The sequence below is a fragment of the Rhodococcus cerastii genome (assembly GCF_033042195.1).
Classification (GTDB): domain Bacteria; phylum Actinomycetota; class Actinomycetes; order Mycobacteriales; family Mycobacteriaceae; genus Rhodococcoides.
The window spans coordinates 343,840-359,632 of sequence record NZ_JAWLKF010000003.1 but is presented as its reverse complement, the minus strand read 5'-3'; the positions used below and the strand labels follow the sequence as shown (position 1 = coordinate 359,632).

At 65.7% G+C, this 15,793-nt stretch carries 14 protein-coding genes and 1 pseudogene; 7 read left to right on the top strand and 8 right to left on the bottom strand.

Annotated elements, in window-relative coordinates; genetic code table 11:
* Nucleotides 1-2 precede the first annotated feature (2 nt).
* A complete protein-coding gene (proB, locus tag R3P93_RS08560) occupies nt 3-1,142 on the top strand; it encodes a glutamate 5-kinase (RefSeq protein WP_188078663.1) in 1,140 nt (379 codons plus the stop codon).
* Here the strand turns inward: proB and R3P93_RS08555 are convergent.
* From R3P93_RS08555 to R3P93_RS08535, 5 genes and pseudogenes are all read right to left on the bottom strand, one after another.
* Nucleotides 1,115-1,966, bottom strand: coding sequence for a Sir2 family NAD-dependent protein deacetylase (locus tag R3P93_RS08555; RefSeq protein WP_094640217.1), 852 nt, complete (start codon nt 1,964-1,966; stop codon nt 1,115-1,117). The genes proB and R3P93_RS08555 overlap by 28 nt on opposite strands.
* A gap of 118 nt (nt 1,967-2,084) precedes the next feature.
* On the bottom strand, nt 2,085-2,483 hold the full coding sequence (locus R3P93_RS08550) for an ectoine synthase (protein WP_317532787.1): 399 nt from the start codon (nt 2,481-2,483) through the stop codon (nt 2,085-2,087).
* A 40-nt stretch (nt 2,484-2,523) separates the two neighbouring features.
* Nucleotides 2,524-3,801: a diaminobutyrate--2-oxoglutarate transaminase gene (gene ectB / locus R3P93_RS08545; protein WP_317532873.1), complete on the bottom strand. Its 1,278-nt coding sequence runs from the start codon at nt 3,799-3,801 to the stop codon at nt 2,524-2,526.
* A 48-nt stretch (nt 3,802-3,849) separates the two neighbouring features.
* Nucleotides 3,850-4,350 (bottom strand): annotated as a pseudogene (gene ectA / locus R3P93_RS08540) (diaminobutyrate acetyltransferase); the annotation flags it as partial.
* Nucleotides 4,351-4,526: 176 nt separating this feature from the next.
* Complete coding sequence (locus tag R3P93_RS08535) at nt 4,527-6,644, bottom strand: RecQ family ATP-dependent DNA helicase (protein WP_317532786.1); 2,118 nt, start codon at nt 6,642-6,644, stop codon at nt 4,527-4,529.
* 107 nt (nt 6,645-6,751) lie between these two features.
* Here R3P93_RS08535 and crcB (R3P93_RS08530) point away from each other — a divergent pair, with 107 nt between their 5' ends.
* Nucleotides 6,752-7,171, top strand: a complete 420-nt coding sequence (crcB, locus tag R3P93_RS08530) for a fluoride efflux transporter CrcB (protein WP_394855273.1) — start codon at nt 6,752-6,754, stop codon at nt 7,169-7,171.
* Complete coding sequence (gene crcB / locus R3P93_RS08525) at nt 7,168-7,542, top strand: fluoride efflux transporter CrcB (protein WP_317532784.1); 375 nt, start codon at nt 7,168-7,170, stop codon at nt 7,540-7,542. The genes crcB (R3P93_RS08530) and crcB (R3P93_RS08525) overlap by 4 nt, the downstream gene beginning before the upstream one ends.
* A gap of 22 nt (nt 7,543-7,564) precedes the next feature.
* Here the strand turns inward: crcB (R3P93_RS08525) and R3P93_RS08520 are convergent, their stop codons facing one another.
* Genes R3P93_RS08520 through R3P93_RS08510 form a run of 3 tightly spaced genes read right to left on the bottom strand, consistent with a single transcriptional unit; the run spans nt 7,565 to nt 9,306 of the window.
* Nucleotides 7,565-7,969 carry a VOC family protein gene (locus tag R3P93_RS08520; RefSeq protein ID WP_068052456.1) on the bottom strand — a complete coding sequence of 135 codons (405 nt, stop codon included), beginning with the start codon at nt 7,967-7,969 and terminating at the stop codon, nt 7,565-7,567.
* A gap of 9 nt (nt 7,970-7,978) precedes the next feature.
* The gene (locus R3P93_RS08515; RefSeq protein ID WP_317532783.1) at nt 7,979-8,437 is read right to left on the bottom strand and encodes a helix-turn-helix transcriptional regulator; all 459 of its coding nucleotides are present in this window, start codon (nt 8,435-8,437) and stop codon (nt 7,979-7,981) included.
* Complete coding sequence (locus tag R3P93_RS08510) at nt 8,434-9,306, bottom strand: ribokinase (RefSeq protein WP_317532782.1); 873 nt, start codon at nt 9,304-9,306, stop codon at nt 8,434-8,436. Before R3P93_RS08510 ends, R3P93_RS08515 begins: the two co-directional genes overlap by 4 nt.
* Nucleotides 9,307-9,400: 94 nt before the next feature.
* Here R3P93_RS08510 and R3P93_RS08505 point away from each other — a divergent pair, with 94 nt between their 5' ends.
* The 4 genes from R3P93_RS08505 to R3P93_RS08490 are packed head-to-tail and all read left to right on the top strand — an operon-like array spanning nt 9,401 to nt 15,773.
* A complete protein-coding gene (locus R3P93_RS08505; protein WP_317532781.1) occupies nt 9,401-10,666 on the top strand; it encodes an aspartate aminotransferase family protein in 1,266 nt (421 codons plus the stop codon).
* A gap of 53 nt (nt 10,667-10,719) precedes the next feature.
* Complete coding sequence (locus tag R3P93_RS08500; RefSeq protein ID WP_317532872.1) at nt 10,720-13,575, top strand: FAD-binding and (Fe-S)-binding domain-containing protein; 2,856 nt, start codon at nt 10,720-10,722, stop codon at nt 13,573-13,575.
* Nucleotides 13,572-15,044 (top strand): NAD-dependent succinate-semialdehyde dehydrogenase, encoded by a 1,473-nt coding sequence (locus R3P93_RS08495; RefSeq protein WP_317532780.1) that lies wholly within the window; start codon nt 13,572-13,574, stop codon nt 15,042-15,044. Before R3P93_RS08500 ends, R3P93_RS08495 begins: the two co-directional genes overlap by 4 nt.
* 15 nt (nt 15,045-15,059) lie before the next feature.
* Nucleotides 15,060-15,773: a GntR family transcriptional regulator gene (locus R3P93_RS08490; protein ID WP_230596661.1), complete on the top strand. Its 714-nt coding sequence runs from the start codon at nt 15,060-15,062 to the stop codon at nt 15,771-15,773.
* The last annotated feature ends 20 nt before the right edge of the window (nt 15,774-15,793 follow it).

The following is a 15,793-nucleotide window of genomic DNA, read 5'->3' as shown; positions in this document are numbered from 1 at the left end:
ACGTGGCGGCGGTGCGTGAATCCGATTCGCTCGCAGAGGCTCTCACCGATACCCGTCGCACGATCGCCGATGCCAAGCGCATCGTGGTCAAGATCGGTTCCTCGGCGCTCACCAGCCTCGACACCGGTCTGGATCTGACTCGACTCGATCTGCTCGCCGACGCCATCGAGTCTCGGATGCGCAGCGGCACCGATGTGGTGGTCGTGTCCTCCGGTGCGATCGGCGCAGGGATGGCACCGTTGGGCCTGACCAAGCGACCACGGGACCTGGCCACCAAGCAGGCTGCTGCGAGCGTCGGTCAACTCGCTCTGGTTCATGCGTGGAGCTCGTCGTTCCACCGGTACGGGCGCACGGTCGGACAGGTTCTGCTGACCGCCGAGGACATCGCGCGGCGAACCAACCACCGCAACGCTCAGCGCACCCTGGATCGGTTGCGCTCACTCGGTGCCGTGGCCATCGTCAACGAGAACGACACGGTCGCCACCGCAGAGATCCGGTTCGGCGACAACGATCGCCTGGCTGCTCTGGTCGCCCACCTCGTCGGTGCGGACGCACTGTTCCTGCTCTCGGACGTGGACGGGTTGTACGACGGTGATCCCCGCAAAGGCAAAGCGACACTGATCCCGGAAGTGACCAGCCCCGAGGATCTCGACGGTGTCGTCGCCGGTTCGGGGGGAGCGCTCGGCACCGGCGGAATGGCCTCCAAGCTGTCCGCTGCGCGTCTCGCGGCCGACGCCGGCGTTCCGGTGTTGCTGGCCGCGGCATCCGATGCTGCTCATGCGCTGACGACGTCCGCGGTGGGTACCGCTTTCGCTGCCCGGCCGACGCGGTTGTCGGCGCGCAAGTTCTGGGTCCGTCATGCTGCCGATGCTGCGGGAGAACTGCACCTCGACGCCGGGGCCGTGCGTGCCGTGGTGGAGCGGCGACGATCGTTGTTGTCCGCTGGTATCACGTCGGTGACGGGTTCTTTCCACGGCGGAGACGTGGTGTCGTTGGTCGATCACGCTGGCGTACTGGTGGCTCGCGGGGTCGTCGCGTACGACTCGGGGGAACTCGCCGGGATGCTCGGGCGGTCGACAGGGGAGTTGGCCGCAGAGCTACAGCGCCCGGTGGTTCATGCCGACGATCTGGTTCCTGCCTGATCGACGTCGTCGGCCAACGCGGTCGCTACCTCGGAACACCCGGCGTGCAGTGTGAGAGAAGCGAATTCGTCGCCCCGAGTGGTGCCGCGGTTGACGATGACGATGGGCTTCGACGTCTTGGACGCGTGTCTGACGAACCGCAGGCCCGACATCACGGTCAGTGAGGATCCGAGCACCAGCAGCGCGTCGCTTCGGTCGACGAGATCGTATGCCTCGGCCACGCGCGGCTTGGGCACGCTCTCACCGAAGTAGACGATGTCGGGTTTGAGTATGCCCGAACATGATTCGCAGTCGACCATGCGGAAGTGCGCGGTCGAGGAAATGATGGCGTCGGCATCGGGGGCGATCTCGACGCCATCCGCGGGCGCAACGGACTCGAGAAAACCGGGATTGGCGCGATCGAGTCGGCGGGCCAACTCGAAACGCGAGATCAACCGCTCGCAGTTCAGGCAGCGAACTCGGGCGTAGACGCCGTGCAGGTCGATGACGCGTCGGCTGCCCGCCTTGGTGTGCAACATGTCGACGTTCTGGGTGATGATCCCGGTGACGACGCCTGCCCGTTCGAGTCGGGCGAGAGCTCGGTGGCCGTCGTTGGGCACGGCGGCGTCCATGTGTCGCCACCCGACATGGTTGCGGGCCCAGTAGTGCCGACGGAATTCGGCGTCACCGATGAACTGCTGGAACGTCATCGGGTTTCGAGGCGGTGACTGCGGACCGCGGTAATCGGGAATCCCGGAGTCGGTGGACATGCCCGCACCGCTGACGACGGTGACGGTCTTCCCATCGAGCAGGGAAGTCAGCTGCTCGTACGGTGCCGCGGACACAGGGGTTGCATTCACTTCGTCCAGGATAGCGATCCCTCGCCGGATGGGCACCGTAGATACGCCAATGGCCCGCACCGACCTGGATAGCGTCGGTGCGGGCCGTGAGGATGTGCCAGTGTTACGCGGGTACCTCGACGAGGGGGTACACACCGTTCTCGTCGTGCGTCTCGTTGCCGACGACGGGAGGGTTGAACACGCAGAGCATGCGCATCTGGGTGCGCGGCTCGACAGTATGGCGCTCGTGTCCGTTGAGCAGGTACATCGATCCCGCACCGAGCTCGTAGGTCTCGCCGGTCTCGCGGTTCGTGAGCGTTCCCTCGCCCTCGATGAGCCAGACGGCCTCGACGTGATTGGCGTAGTGGAAGTTGTTCACCGTGCCGGCCTGGATCGTCGTCTCGTGGAACGAGAATCCGACCTTGTCGCCGCCGAGAATGATTCTCTTGCTGCGCCAGTTGCCGTCTTCGCTCGAGATGTCGCGGTCGGTACCGGTGATCTCCTGCGTGGTGCGAACGATCATTTCGATGTCCTCCTTCGATATCGGTGAGTGCGAACGGGTTCTAGGAGAGGACCTTCGCGACGGCACTTTCGATGATGTCCAGGCCGCGATCGAGCTCGTCGATCGTCGTGGTCAGCGGGGGAAGCAGCTTGACGACCTCGTCCTTGGGGCCGGCGGTCTCGACGAGCAGACGCTCGTCGTAGCACAGCTGAGACACCTTGCCGGCGAGTTCTGCGTCGTCGAACACCAGGGCCTGAACCATGCCACGGCCGCGGGTGGAGATGCCGTCGAACTTGGCGCACAGCTTCATGAACCGGTCCTGGATGTGCTCGCCCTTGACGAGGGTTTCCTTCTCGAACTTGTCGTCGGACCAGTAGTGATCGATGGCGGCCTTCGCCGTGACGAACGACGGGTTGAACCCGCGGAAGGTGCCGTTGTGCTCGCCCGGTGCCCAGACGTCCAGCTCGGGCTTGAACAGAGTCAGTGCCAGCGGCATGCCGTAGCCGCCGATGGACTTGGACAGCGTGACGATGTCCGGGGTGATGCCGGCTTCCTCGAACGAGAAGAACTGGCCGGTGCGTCCGCAGCCCATCTGCACGTCGTCGACGATCAGCAGGATCTCACGGCGCGAGCACAGCTCGGCCAGGGCGCGCAGCCACTCGGGGCGCGCGACGTTGATGCCGCCCTCACCCTGGATGGTCTCCACGATCACTGCGGCCGGGCGGTTGAAACCGCTGCCGGAGTCGTCGAGCACGCGCTCGAACCACTGGAAGTCCTCGGTGACGCCGCCGAAGTAGTTGTCGTACGGCATCGGAGTGGTGTGCACCAACGGAATTCCGGCTCCCGCTCGCTTCATCGAGTTGCCGGTGACCGACAGCGCGCCGAGGGTCATGCCGTGGAATGCGTTGGTGAAGTTGATGATCGCCTCGCGGCCGGTGACCTTGCGAGCAAGCTTGAGTGCGGCCTCGACGGTGTTGGTGCCCGTCGGCCCGGGGAACTGAACCTTGTAGTCCAGGCCGCGGGGATCGAGGATGTTCTTCTTGAACGACTCGAGGAACTCGCGCTTGGCGACGGTGGACATGTCGAGTCCGTGGGTGATGCCATCGCTGGTGATGTAGTCGACCAACGCGCTCTTGATCATGTCGTTGTTGTGGCCGTAGTTGAGAGCGCCTGCGCCACCGAAGAAGTCGAGGTAGTCGTTGCCGTTCTCGTCGGTGATGACCGAGTTCTTCGCGGTGGTGAACACGGCGGGCCACTGGCGGCTGTAGCTGCGCACGCCGGACTCGACGGTCTCGAATACATCGGGCTTCTCTGTTGTCACGGTGTTCTTTTCGGTCATGTTCTGCTTGTTCCTTTCGTAATTCCGCGACGCGTCGGGGCCTACTGTGTAGAGCTCCTCGGCTTCGTGGCTATCAGGGAAATCGTTGGGCGCGAACAAATCCGACCTGACGATATCGGTGCCTCGCTTGCGTGCGAGGCTCGTGAAGGTTGCGATCGACGCTTCGTTGTCCGGGCTGATCGTCGTTTCCAGATGCGTGATGCCCTGTGGCTCGAGGCGGTCGAGCAGCTCCATCAGCATGCGACCGGCAAGTCCCTTGCCACGCTGGTCCGCATCCACGGCGACCTGCCACACGAACAGTGTGCGCGGGGCGTCCTGGCGGATGTATCCGGTGACGAAACCGACTGCGCGGCCGTCGATGTCGGATACGACGGTGGTGGCCGCGAAATCACGACACCACAACACGTACGAGTAGCTGGAATTGAGATCCAGAACTCGCGAATCTCTTGCGATCTCCCAGAGCCGGACTCCGTCGGAGATCTGTGGCTTACGAAACTTCACTGCGTCCGGCGCAGTGAGCGGGGTACCTCTCAGCAATGCGGGCTTCATAGGAAATACAAACGTAACAAGGTCGCCGAGGCATATCGAGTGCGCCGGGAAATCGACCCCGGAATCGGACATGCTTTCCCAGGTTAACCCGTCAATGTGATGCTGGTCACTTCATCGGCGCCCGGCTGGCTGTACCCGTGACGACGGAATTCAAACCACCCGCTTCCGACGGACCGCTACTTCGGTGTCGCCAGAGCGAACGGAAGTACCGCTTCGGCACCCGCAGATCGCAGAGCCGACGTGGCGCAGGTGAACGTCCACCCAGTGTCGGTCAGCAGATCGATCAACAGAATCGGCCCTGTCACGGACGATACGTCCGGAACGTCCCAAGAGTCCACCAGCCCGGCGACCCTGAACGCCGAATTGGCCGCCGAGACCGGCGGATGACCGGCCCTGACCTGCATGACACCGAGATCGTCCAATTTTCCGACGGCGGCCAACCGCTCGGCGATCGATCGCACCAACACCGGGTGGGTGGGGGAGTCGAGAGCCAGAACGGCAGTCGGTCGCTGCTTCCAGTCCCAGTTGGCGAGCACGGTGATGCACGCCTTCTCCAATGCGTCGGTGGCCGGAGCATCGGGTGCATCGAGCAGGGCACGCAGCCGGCTGCCCCAGCCGAGGTCGGTGAGTCGACCCAGCACGCGCCCGGGTTCGTGTGGGTCGGCGATCTTGCCCGAGAGCGACACCCCCAGCTTCTTCATGCCGCTGGGCCACTGCTTTCTCGGCTGCAGGTCGATGCCCGGTCGGTCCAATCGTGCCCGTGCCGAGTCGACTGCGGCCGCATCCACCGATGCCGACAGGTGCTCACCGGTGCAGTTGTCGCACCGTCCGCACCTGTCGGACTCGCTACCGGGTGCGCCCAGATCCGGGTCGTCGAGCTGCCTCCGCAGGAACTCCATCCGGCAGCCGTCGGTGCCCTGGTAGTCGATCATGGCCTGCTGTTCGCGGTCCCTGGCCTGTTCGAGACGCTCGTAACGTCCCGCGTCGTACGTCCACTGCTCCCCGGTGGCCATCCAGCCGCCACGAACGCGTCTGACCGCGCCGTCGACGTCGAGGACCTTCAGCACCATCTCCAGCCTGCTGCGATTGAGTTCCACCAGAGGCTCCAGCGCCTGCGTCGACTGGGCCTTGTCGGTGTTCAAGGCATCGATGACCTGCCGCACCAGATGCTCGCGGGGGAACGCGACGGAGGCGAAGTAGCTCCAGATCTGGCGATCCTCGTGACCGGGTAGCAGCACCACATCGGCGCGCTCGGTGGCGCGACCGGCTCGGCCGACCTGCTGGTAGTACGAGATCGGGGACGACGGTGCCCCCATGTGCACGACGAAGCCGAGATCGGGCTTGTCGAAGCCCATGCCCAGTGCGGACGTGGCGACGAGGGCCTTGACTCGGTTGGCCAGCAGGTCACCTTCGAGCGATTCGCGCTCGGTCGGATCCGTCTGACCGGTGTACGACGCCACCACGTGGCCCTGATCGGTGAGCAGCGCTGCGAGGTCCTTCGCGGCCGAGACCGTCAGCGTGTAGATGATTCCCGAACCCGGCAGCGTCTTCAGGTGATCGGCGAGCCACGCCGCCCTTTCGGTGGCGTTGTCGATCTTCACCACCGCCATGCGCAGAGAGTCGCGTGCGAGCCCGCCGCGCAGTACGAGCGTGTCGCCGCCGCCGACACCCAGCTGTGCGGCGACGTCGTCCACCACGCGGTCATTCGCCGTCGCTGTGGTCGCGAGCACGGGGATACCGTCGCGCAACTCGGCGATCAGGGTTCTGATACGTCGATAGTCGGGCCGGAAATCGTGGCCCCAGTCGGAGACGCAATGTGCTTCGTCGACCACGACCAGGCCCGCATCGCCTGCCAGGGACGGCAGCACCTGATCGCGGAAATCCGGATTGTTCAATCGCTCCGGACTGACCAGCAGCACGTCGAGCTCGCCCGAGGCGACCTGCTGATGGATGTCGTCCCACTCGGTCATGTTGCCCGAGTTGATGGTGGCAGCACGGACGCCCGCCCGCTCGGCGGAGGCAACCTGGTTGCGCATCAACGCCAACAGTGGAGAGACGATCACCGTCGGACCGAGGCCCTGTGCGCGAAGCAGTTTCGCCGCGATGAAGTAGACCGCCGACTTGCCCCAACCGGTCCGCTGCACCACCAACGCCCGCCGCCGGTGCACGACGAGGGCCTCGATGGCCGTCCACTGGTCTTCCCGCAGCACCGCAGCCGGGCCGGCGAGTTCGCGCAACAACTCTTCGGCGCTCGCGCGCAAGTTCCCGGTCGTGGGCTCCGTGGTCGTTGTCATAGGCTCCATCGTGCAGCAAGCATCCGACATCCAACGCGGGCCGGTCGGAAACGGTCGGACCGTGCAGCCCGAGAGGACCAGCGGTGTTCGATCCCGATTCCGATTCGATGCCGGCCGACCAGGGTCCCGTGCACCGTCACCTCTGGGCACTGGCCGTGGTGTTCGTCGGCGGAGCGGCCGGTACGGCAGTCCGCTATGCAATCGAGGAGCAGCTTCCGCACTCGGCGTCGCAATGGCCGACGGCCACCTTCGGGATCAACATCGCCGGTGCGTTCGTGCTCGGGCTTCTGCTCGAGTCGCTGGTTCGCGGCGGGCCCGATGCAGGAGTTCGGCGCAGGTTACGGCTGCTGCTCGGTACCGGTTTCTGCGGCGCGTTCACCACGTACAGCACCTTCGCCCTCGAGACGGTCGAAGGTATTCGGGGCGGGTTCACCGGTCTGGCAATGGCATATGCAGTGGTCAGCGTGATTCTCGGAATACTTGCGGCCTGGGCTGGAATCGCGTTGGCAGGCAGGGTGGTTCGATGATCGCGCTGTGGATCGCGGCGGCCGGCGGTTTGGGGGCAGTCTTTCGCTTCGTCGTCGACGCTGAAGTGAAATCACGTCTCGCGGCGCGGACGAGATTTCCCTGGGCGACGGTCGGCATCAACGTGTCCGGATCGTTTCTGCTGGGTGTGCTGGCCGGATGGGTGATGTTCCGAGCCGGCTCCACCGACGTTCAAGCCGTCATCGGTACCGGGTTCTGCGGCGGGTACACCACGTTCAGCACGGCGAGTGTCGAGACCGTGCGGTTGCTCCAGCAGGGGCGTCGACGCGATGCCGCCGTCAACGTGACAGTCACCGTGCTCGCGTCCGTAGTCGCGTGCGCAGGCGGCCTGGCGCTCGCGTCGTCGATGTAGGACGGTCGACGCGAGGACGAATTCACGCCTGGCTGACGCGCACCATGTTGCCGGCGGGGTCACGGAATGCCGCGTCGCGCGCACCCCACGGCTGACTCGTCGGCTCCTGCAGAATCTCCGCGGTGCCCGCCGCGCGAATTCGCTCGAAGGCCGCGTCGAGGTCGTCGGCACGAAACAGCAGGCCCGGAAGCTCGCCCTTGGCGAGCAGGGCCGCGATCTGATCGCCGAGTTCCTGCGACCGGCCCGCGTGGGGCTGCGACAGGACGATCTCGATCTCGGGTTGGTCGTCGGTGGACAGAGTGATCCAGCGGTAGCCGTCGTTGGCAACCTCGCTCTTGACCTCGAGTCCCAGAGCGTCGCGATAGAACGCCAACGAGGCATCGGGGTCGTCGGTGTAGACGTGTACGTGGCTCAGCGAAAGTGACATGGGGAAAGGCTAGGACGCTCCGGCCGTCGATGCTTCTTCGATTCTGCTCGGTTCGGTGGCAGCCACAGTGCGGCGCATCGGCCGACCCAGAATCATGGCCGTGCACGTCGGCACCGCCCGGCTGTCACGATGGTCGCGGGCGCGGTATGCGCTCGGCGTCTCGCCGACGATCTCGGTGAACCGCGAACTGAACGATCCGAGACTGGTACAGCCCACCGCGAAGCACGCCTCGGTGACGGTCACATCGCCGCGGCGCAGCAAGGCCTTGGCGCGTTCGATCCGTCGAGTCATCAGATGCGCGTAGGGCGTCTCGCCGTAGGCCTCGCGGAAGCGGCGACCGAAGTGCGCGGTGGACATCAGTGCCGTGCGGGCCAGCATGGGGACGTCGAGTGGCTCGGCGAATTCGCGATCCATCCGGTCTCGCGCGCGACGTAGAAGTCGAAGCTCGTCGAGGTCGGGGCCATTCATCCTGCGGCCGCATCTCGCAGTGCGTCGATGTCTGCGCGAGTACCCGAGGACGTACTCGCACCAGGCCTCGTCGCGGCGAAAGACCCGGCAGCGCAGGCCCATTCGACTGCTGTGCGCGGTCCGTCGAACCAGGACGCGGCCAATGCTCCGGCAAATGCATCGCCGGCACCGGTGGTGTCGACGGCGTCGACGCGCGGAGCGGCGACCTCGAACGATTCCGAGCCGCGGTATCGAGCGCCTCTGGCACCGAGGGTGGTGATCACGTGCGCCACTTCGCTCACTCGGTTTCCGAGACGGGCTTCCTCGGCTTCGTTTACCACGAGCACGTCGGTGGCCGCCACCAGTGCGTCGGGCAAATCCTGAACCGGTGACGGGTTCAGCATCGTCACCACGCCGCGAGATCGGGCGTACTCGAATGCGGTCACCACGGTATCGAGCGGAATTTCCAACTGACACAACAGGATAGCGGCGTCGGAGATGACGGCGAGGTCGTCGTCGGTGAGGCCCCGAACGTGTTCGTTCGCCCCGGGGACGACGACGATGCTGTTCTCGGCGTGATCATCGACGGAAATGGCGGCAATTCCGCTCGAACCCGGTGCCGTACGCAGCGCTCGGTCGTCCACGCCCGCGCTGGACAGTGTTCGGCGCAGTGTCTCACCGAATTCGTCGTCTCCGACCGCTCCGATGAACGACACCGGAACGCCGGCCTTGGCGGCGGCGATGGCCTGGTTCGAGCCTTTGCCGCCCGGTGAGGTGGTGAACGATGTGCCCAGCACTGTTTCGCCGGGGTCGGGCAGGGAGGGGGTCCGGGTGATCAGATCCATGTTGATGCTGCCGAGAACGACGATGCGGGGGTTCGAAGCGGACACCGACGAACTGTATCGCTCCGGCAGCCGGCCCTGACTCCGAACTGCCAATTGCAGATTGTTGACAATCTGAATTCGGTGAGTGACGATGGCACGCATGACAGCGTCGACTCGCACCCACCTCAGCCCGGCACTCAAGCAGGCGACCCCGATCGTCGTCGATCACGGAAAGGGCAGCTGGATCATCGGCACGGACGGGCGCAAGTACCTCGACTTCACCACCGGTATCGGCGTCACCAGTACCGGGCACTGCCATCCCCGCGTGGTCGAGGCCGCGCGCGAGCAGGTGGGCAAGATAATCCACGCGCAGTACACGACCGTCATGCATCAGCCGCTTCTGGCGCTGACCGACAAGCTCGGCGAGGTGTTGCCCGCGGGGCTGGACAGCGTGTTCTACGCGAACTCCGGGTCCGAGGCCGTCGAGGCATCGATTCGGTTGGCGCGCATGGCAACCGGACGGCCCAACATCATCGCCTTTCACGGGGGGTTCCACGGACGCACGGTGGCGGCCGCGTCGTTGACCACCGCGGGCACCAAGTTCCGTTCCGGATTCTCGCCGATCATGGGCGGAGTGCACATCGCACCGTTCCCCTACGCCTTCCGGTACGGCTGGGACATGGACACCGCGGTCGCCTTCGCGCTCAAGGAACTCGACTACCTGCTGATGACGATGTCCAGCCCCGCGGACACCGCTGCGTTCATCATCGAACCGGTACTCGGTGACGGCGGTTACCTGCCCACGCCTCCCGAGTTTCTCGAGGGACTTCGCGAACGGGCGGACACCCACGGGATCGTCCTCATCGTCGACGAGGTCCAAGCAGGAGTCGGGCGCACCGGAAAGTTCTGGGGCCACCAGCATTCGACCATCACACCCGACATCGTCATCACCGCGAAAGGTCTGGCCAGCGGATTCCCGATCTCGGCCATCGCGGCATCGACGGAGTTGATGGGCAAGGCGTGGCCCGGATCGCAGGGCGGCACGTACGGCGGCAATGCCGTCGCCGCTGCCGCGGGTGTCGCCACGCTCGACGTCGTGTGTGAGGAAGGTCTGGTCGACAACGCTGCCGCGCAGGGCCGAGTTCTGCTCGACGGCCTGCTGGCACTGAAGTCCGAGCACTCCGCCATCGGTGATGCACGTGGACTCGGCCTGATGCAGGCACTCGAATTCGTCGACAGCGCAGGCAATCCCGATGCTGCGGCCGCCCTGCGCGTGCAACAGGGTGCGATCGACGAGGGGTTGTTGCTGCTGACCTGCGGCGCGCTCGGCAACGTGGTCCGGATCATCCCGGCGCTGATCGTGAGCGACGACGAGATGCGGCAGGGCCTGGACGCGTTGTCGCGCACGCTGAAGAACGTGCTGTGACGTCTGCTCCGGTGCGGTCCCCGGTGCCGGCACTCGTGCAGCGAGTGCTGGAGATGGGTATCGAGATCGACGATTCGTCTCGACGGCTCGCCGAGTACTCCTACGACGCCTCGAACTACCGAATTCCGCCTGCGGCTGTGGTCTTCCCCCGGAGCGCCGAGGAGGTTGCCTCCGTGATGGTGCTGTGCGGGGCCGCGGGAGTCGCAGTGATCGGCCGCGGCGGCGGAACGTCCATGGCTGGCAACGCGATCGGCCGCGGAATCGTGATCGACTTCTCCCGCCACATGAACCGCGTGATCTCCGTCGACACCGACGCGCGGACCGCGGTGGTGGAGCCGGGAATCGTGATCTCGGAGTTGCAGCGTGAACTGGTGGCGCGCACCTCGGGGACGTTCACCTTCGCACCCGACCCGTCCAGCAAGACACGCGCGACGGTGGGCGGGGCAGTCGGCAACGACGCGTGCGGCAATCACTCGGTGCGCTACGGACGAACAGCCGACCACACGGTGGCCATGGATGTGGTCACCGCCGACGGGCACCTACTCCGGGTGACCCGTAGTGGTGTGGAGGCAGTGCATTCGGAGGATGCGGCGGCGACCGATGCAGCCGAACGTATCTCGCGCGAGTTGCAGTCGCTCGCGGCCGACAACCTCGCGCTCTTCAGAGTCGAGTTGGGCCGCATACCGCGACAGGTGTCCGGATTTCACCTCTCGCATCTACTGCCCGAGAACGGATTCGACGTTGCTCGTGCACTCGTCGGGAGCGAGGGCACGTGCGCGGTGATCGTTTCGGTCACCGTCGCCGTCGTTCCCGTGCCTCCGGCGGCGTTGTTGCTCTGCCTCGGATACGAGAACGTGGTGGCTGCTGCCGCCGACGTGACGGCCATTCTCGAGTTCTCGCCTGCCGCTGTGGAGGGTATCGACGACAACATCGCCCAGACGATGGAGTACCGGCGCGGACCGGATTCCATCCGCGGTCTGCCTGCGGGAAACGCGTGGCTCTACGTCGATCTCGACGGGGCCGATGCGGCCGAGGTCGAGGACAAAGCGGCCCGTCTGCTCGAGGCGCTCGGTCGTCTCGGCCGCGTCAAGGAAGGTCGCATCGTCACCGACCCGGCCGATCGAACAGCGCTGTGGCGAGTACGTGAGGACGGCGCAGGTCTGGCGACTCGACTCGCCAGCGGAGTCGAGTCCTGGGGTGGCTGGGAGGACGCCGCCGTCGCACCCGAGAACCTGTCCGCCTACCTCGCCGACCTGAACTCGCTTCTGGCCGAACACGATCTGACCGGCGTGATGTACGGACACTTCGGTGCCGGCTGCATGCACGTACGCATCACGTTCGATCAGCGCACCGACGCCGGGCGACGGGTGATGTACGACTTCCTGCGCGCCGCCGCGCGGGTGGTGGTCAAGCACGGGGGCAGCCTCTCGGGCGAGCACGGTGACGGCAGGGCCCGGTCGGAACTGCTCCCGGTGATGTACTCACCGCGCATGCTCGACGCCTTCGCGCGGTTCAAGCGCATCTGGGATCCCCGCGGGATTCTGAACCCGGGTTCGATCACCGATCCGGAACCGATGATGGACAACCTCATGCTGCAGGGCATCCCGCAGCGGGAATGGAAGACGACCTTCGATCTGCACCAGATCGGAACGCGGGCAGATCTGGATCCGTTCGTGCACGCCACTCAGTCGTGTGTCGGCGTCGGCAAGTGTCGTACGACGTCGGGAGGCGTCATGTGCCCCAGTTTCCGGGCGACCGGCGACGAAAAGGACTCGACGCGCGGCCGGGCCCGAGTGCTGCAGGAGATGGTGCGCAGTTCGCCGACCGTTGCCGACGGATGGGCATCGAAGGACGTAGCCGAATCGCTCGACCTGTGCCTGTCCTGCAAGGCCTGTTCGTCGGATTGTCCGGTCGGCGTGGACATGGCGACGTACAAGTCCGAGTTCCTCGATCATCACTATGCGGGACGACTGCGGCCGCTCTCGCACTATTCGCTGGGCTGGTTGCCTCGCTGGCTGAAGGTGACACAGCGAACGGCACCGCTGCTCAACCGTCTGCTCACTCCGCGCATCGCCGCGCTGGCGGCTCGACTCGGTGGGCTGACCACCGAGCGGCCGTTGCCGCGCTTCGCGTCGGCGAAGGAACTTGCTGACGAGATACGGATCGGCGGAGGCCGCGCCGCCGACGTGGTGTTGGTCGTCGACACGTTCACCCAGGGTTTTCGGCCCGAGGTCGCGGGCGCGGCGCAGCGCGTGCTCGAGGATTCCGGCCGCAGCACCGAATGCCGGACCGACGTGTGCTGTGGCCTGACCTGGATTTCGACGGGCCAGCTGAAGGCCGCCCGCAAGCACCTCACGAAAGCCGTTGCTGTACTGGACGACGGCACCGACCGACCCATCGTCGTCACCGAACCGAGCTGCGCTGCGGCGTTCCGCAAGGACATGCCGGAGCTGGTTCCCACCGCGGCCGCGAGACGGGTCGCGGCGCGGGTGCAGAGTTTCGCCGGCGCGGTGATCGACCAGGCCGCCGCCGGGTGGGTGCCCTCGGCCGAGGTTCCCGAATCGGTGACGGTGCAGACCCATTGCCACGAATACGCGGTGTTCGGAAACGCCACCCAGCGCACGGCGTTGGCTGCCGTCGGTATCGAGGCGGTGCGCGAGGCCACCGGATGCTGCGGGGTCGCAGGAAACTTCGGCTTCGAGTCTCGCCACTACGAGCTCAGCATGGCCGTGGCCGAGCAGGCCCTCGCCCCGGCGGTTCGCGCCGCCGAGCCCGACACCCCGATTCTGACCGACGGATTCTCCTGCCACATGCAGGTGCGACAACTCACCGGTGACCTGACCAGCGATGCGTCCGTACACCTGGCGCAAGTACTCGATCCACGTTCGACGAAAGGACCGCGGCCATGACCGCCAGTTCGACCAGCCTCACGCGTCCCACGATCACTGCTCCGACCGAACTGTTCGTCGGGGGCGCGTGGACTGCCGCAGCATCCGATGTCCGATTCGATGTCGTCGATCCCGCCAGCGGCGAGGTCATCGCCAGGGTCGCCGACGGCGGCATAGTCGATGCCGAGAACGCCATGGCCGCAGCGGTCGATGCCGCCGCCGACTGGGCCGCGACTGCGCCGCGGGCACGCAGCGAAATCCTGCGCACAGCATACGAATTGATCATGGCGCGGCAGGAGGAGCTCGCTGAGATCATCACCGCGGAAATGGGAAAGCCACTGGCCGACGCTCGCGGTGAGGTGGCGTACGGTGCCGAGTTCTTCCGCTGGTTCTCCGAGGAAGCGGTGCGCATCTCGGGCGATCACACCCTCACCGGAGACGGCAAGAACCGCATCGTGGTCACCCGGGCACCGGTGGGTCCGTGCATTCTCGTCACTCCGTGGAACTTCCCGTTGGCAATGGGAACTCGCAAGATCGGACCGGCGTTGGCTGCGGGATGCACCGTGGTGTTCAAGCCGGCCGAGCAGACGCCGCTGACCGCATTGGCTCTGGCGGAAATTCTGCACGACGCGGGTGTTCCGGCGGGAGTGGTCAACGTCGTGACCACCACCGACGCGTCGGGCGTGGTGGGCTCGTGGATGAGCAGCGGTGCGGCCCGCAAGATCAGCTTCACCGGATCGACTGCGGTGGGCAAGATTCTGCTCGAGCAAGCTGCGTCGACGGTGATGCGCACCTCGATGGAGCTCGGCGGCAACGCACCCTTCATCGTCATGGACGACGCTGACCTCGCACGCGCCGTGGACGGTGCCATGGTCGCCAAGATGCGCAACATGGGTGAGGCGTGCACCGCCGCCAACCGGTTCTTCGTACATCGCAGTGTCACAGCGCAGTTCGCGGACAAGCTCGCCGAGCGCATGGGTGCGCTGTCGGTGGGGGCCGGTAGTGCGCACGGAACCGAGGTGGGCCCGCTGATCGACGAGGCGGGCCGCGCCAAGGTACAGACACTCGTCGACGACGCACTTCGGCGTGGCGCCCGTGCGATCGTCGGGGGAGTGGCCCCGGACGGACCCGGCTACTTCTACCCGCCGACGGTCCTCACCGACGTCGATGCGGCGTCGGATCTGATGTCCCAGGAAATCTTCGGACCGGTGGCTGCAATCGTCCCGTTCGACACCGAGGACGAAGTGATCGCCCTCGCGAACGACACCGAATGGGGACTCGTCGGGTACGTCTTCACCCAGGACATCGACCGGGCTCTGCGAATGGGGGAGCGCCTCGAGGTGGGAATGGTCGGCCTCAACACGGGTCTGGTGTCCAATCCGGCTGCGCCGTTCGGTGGCGTCAAACAGTCCGGACTCGGCCGCGAGGGCGGAAAAGTCGGAATAGACGAGTTTCTGGAGTACAAATACTTCGCCATTCCCCGAGGCTGAGAGAGGCTTTCGATCATGCCCAGTTCGAGACGATTGACGCCCATCGACGCACGCAACACGTCGATGGTCATTGCCGACCAGATTCGCGACCGCATCATCGACGGGTCCTACGCCCCCGGGGAGCAGATCAACGAGGCCAACGTCGCCGCGGAACTCGAGATCTCGCGGGGACCGGTGCGGGAGGCGCTGCAGCGCCTCAATCAGGAGGGGCTGCTCGTCAGCTACCGAAATCGCGGCGTGTTCGTCGTCGAGCTGAGCAGTGAGGATGTCACCGAGATCTACGAATCCCGGGCGGCCATCGAGGTCGGTGCCGCGTGGACTCTGGTGCACGGGGATCGTGCGCGCCTGGTGTCGGCTGCCGACGAGCTCTCGGCCATCGTGATGCAGATGCAGCCGTTCATCGATCGGGCGGATTGGCGAGGTCTTGCCGAACGTGATCTGGCGTTTCACACCGCACTGGTCGCGGCGACGCGCAACAGCCGAATGTCGCGCATGTACGCCACGCTCGCTGCTGAGGCACGTATCTGCATGGCCAACCTGGAAACTGCGTACTACCGGCCCGAGGCGTTGGTGGAGGAACACCAGCTGATCGTCGACCTGTTGCTCGGATCGGATTGGGACGCACTGGAAAAGGGCGTGCACGAGCACATGGACACCGCCATCCACGACCTGACCCGTGCCATGGTCGAAGAGCAGGCCGAACACTCGGCACTGGCCACTCCTGGATAGTCGCCGGTCCGGCAACACAG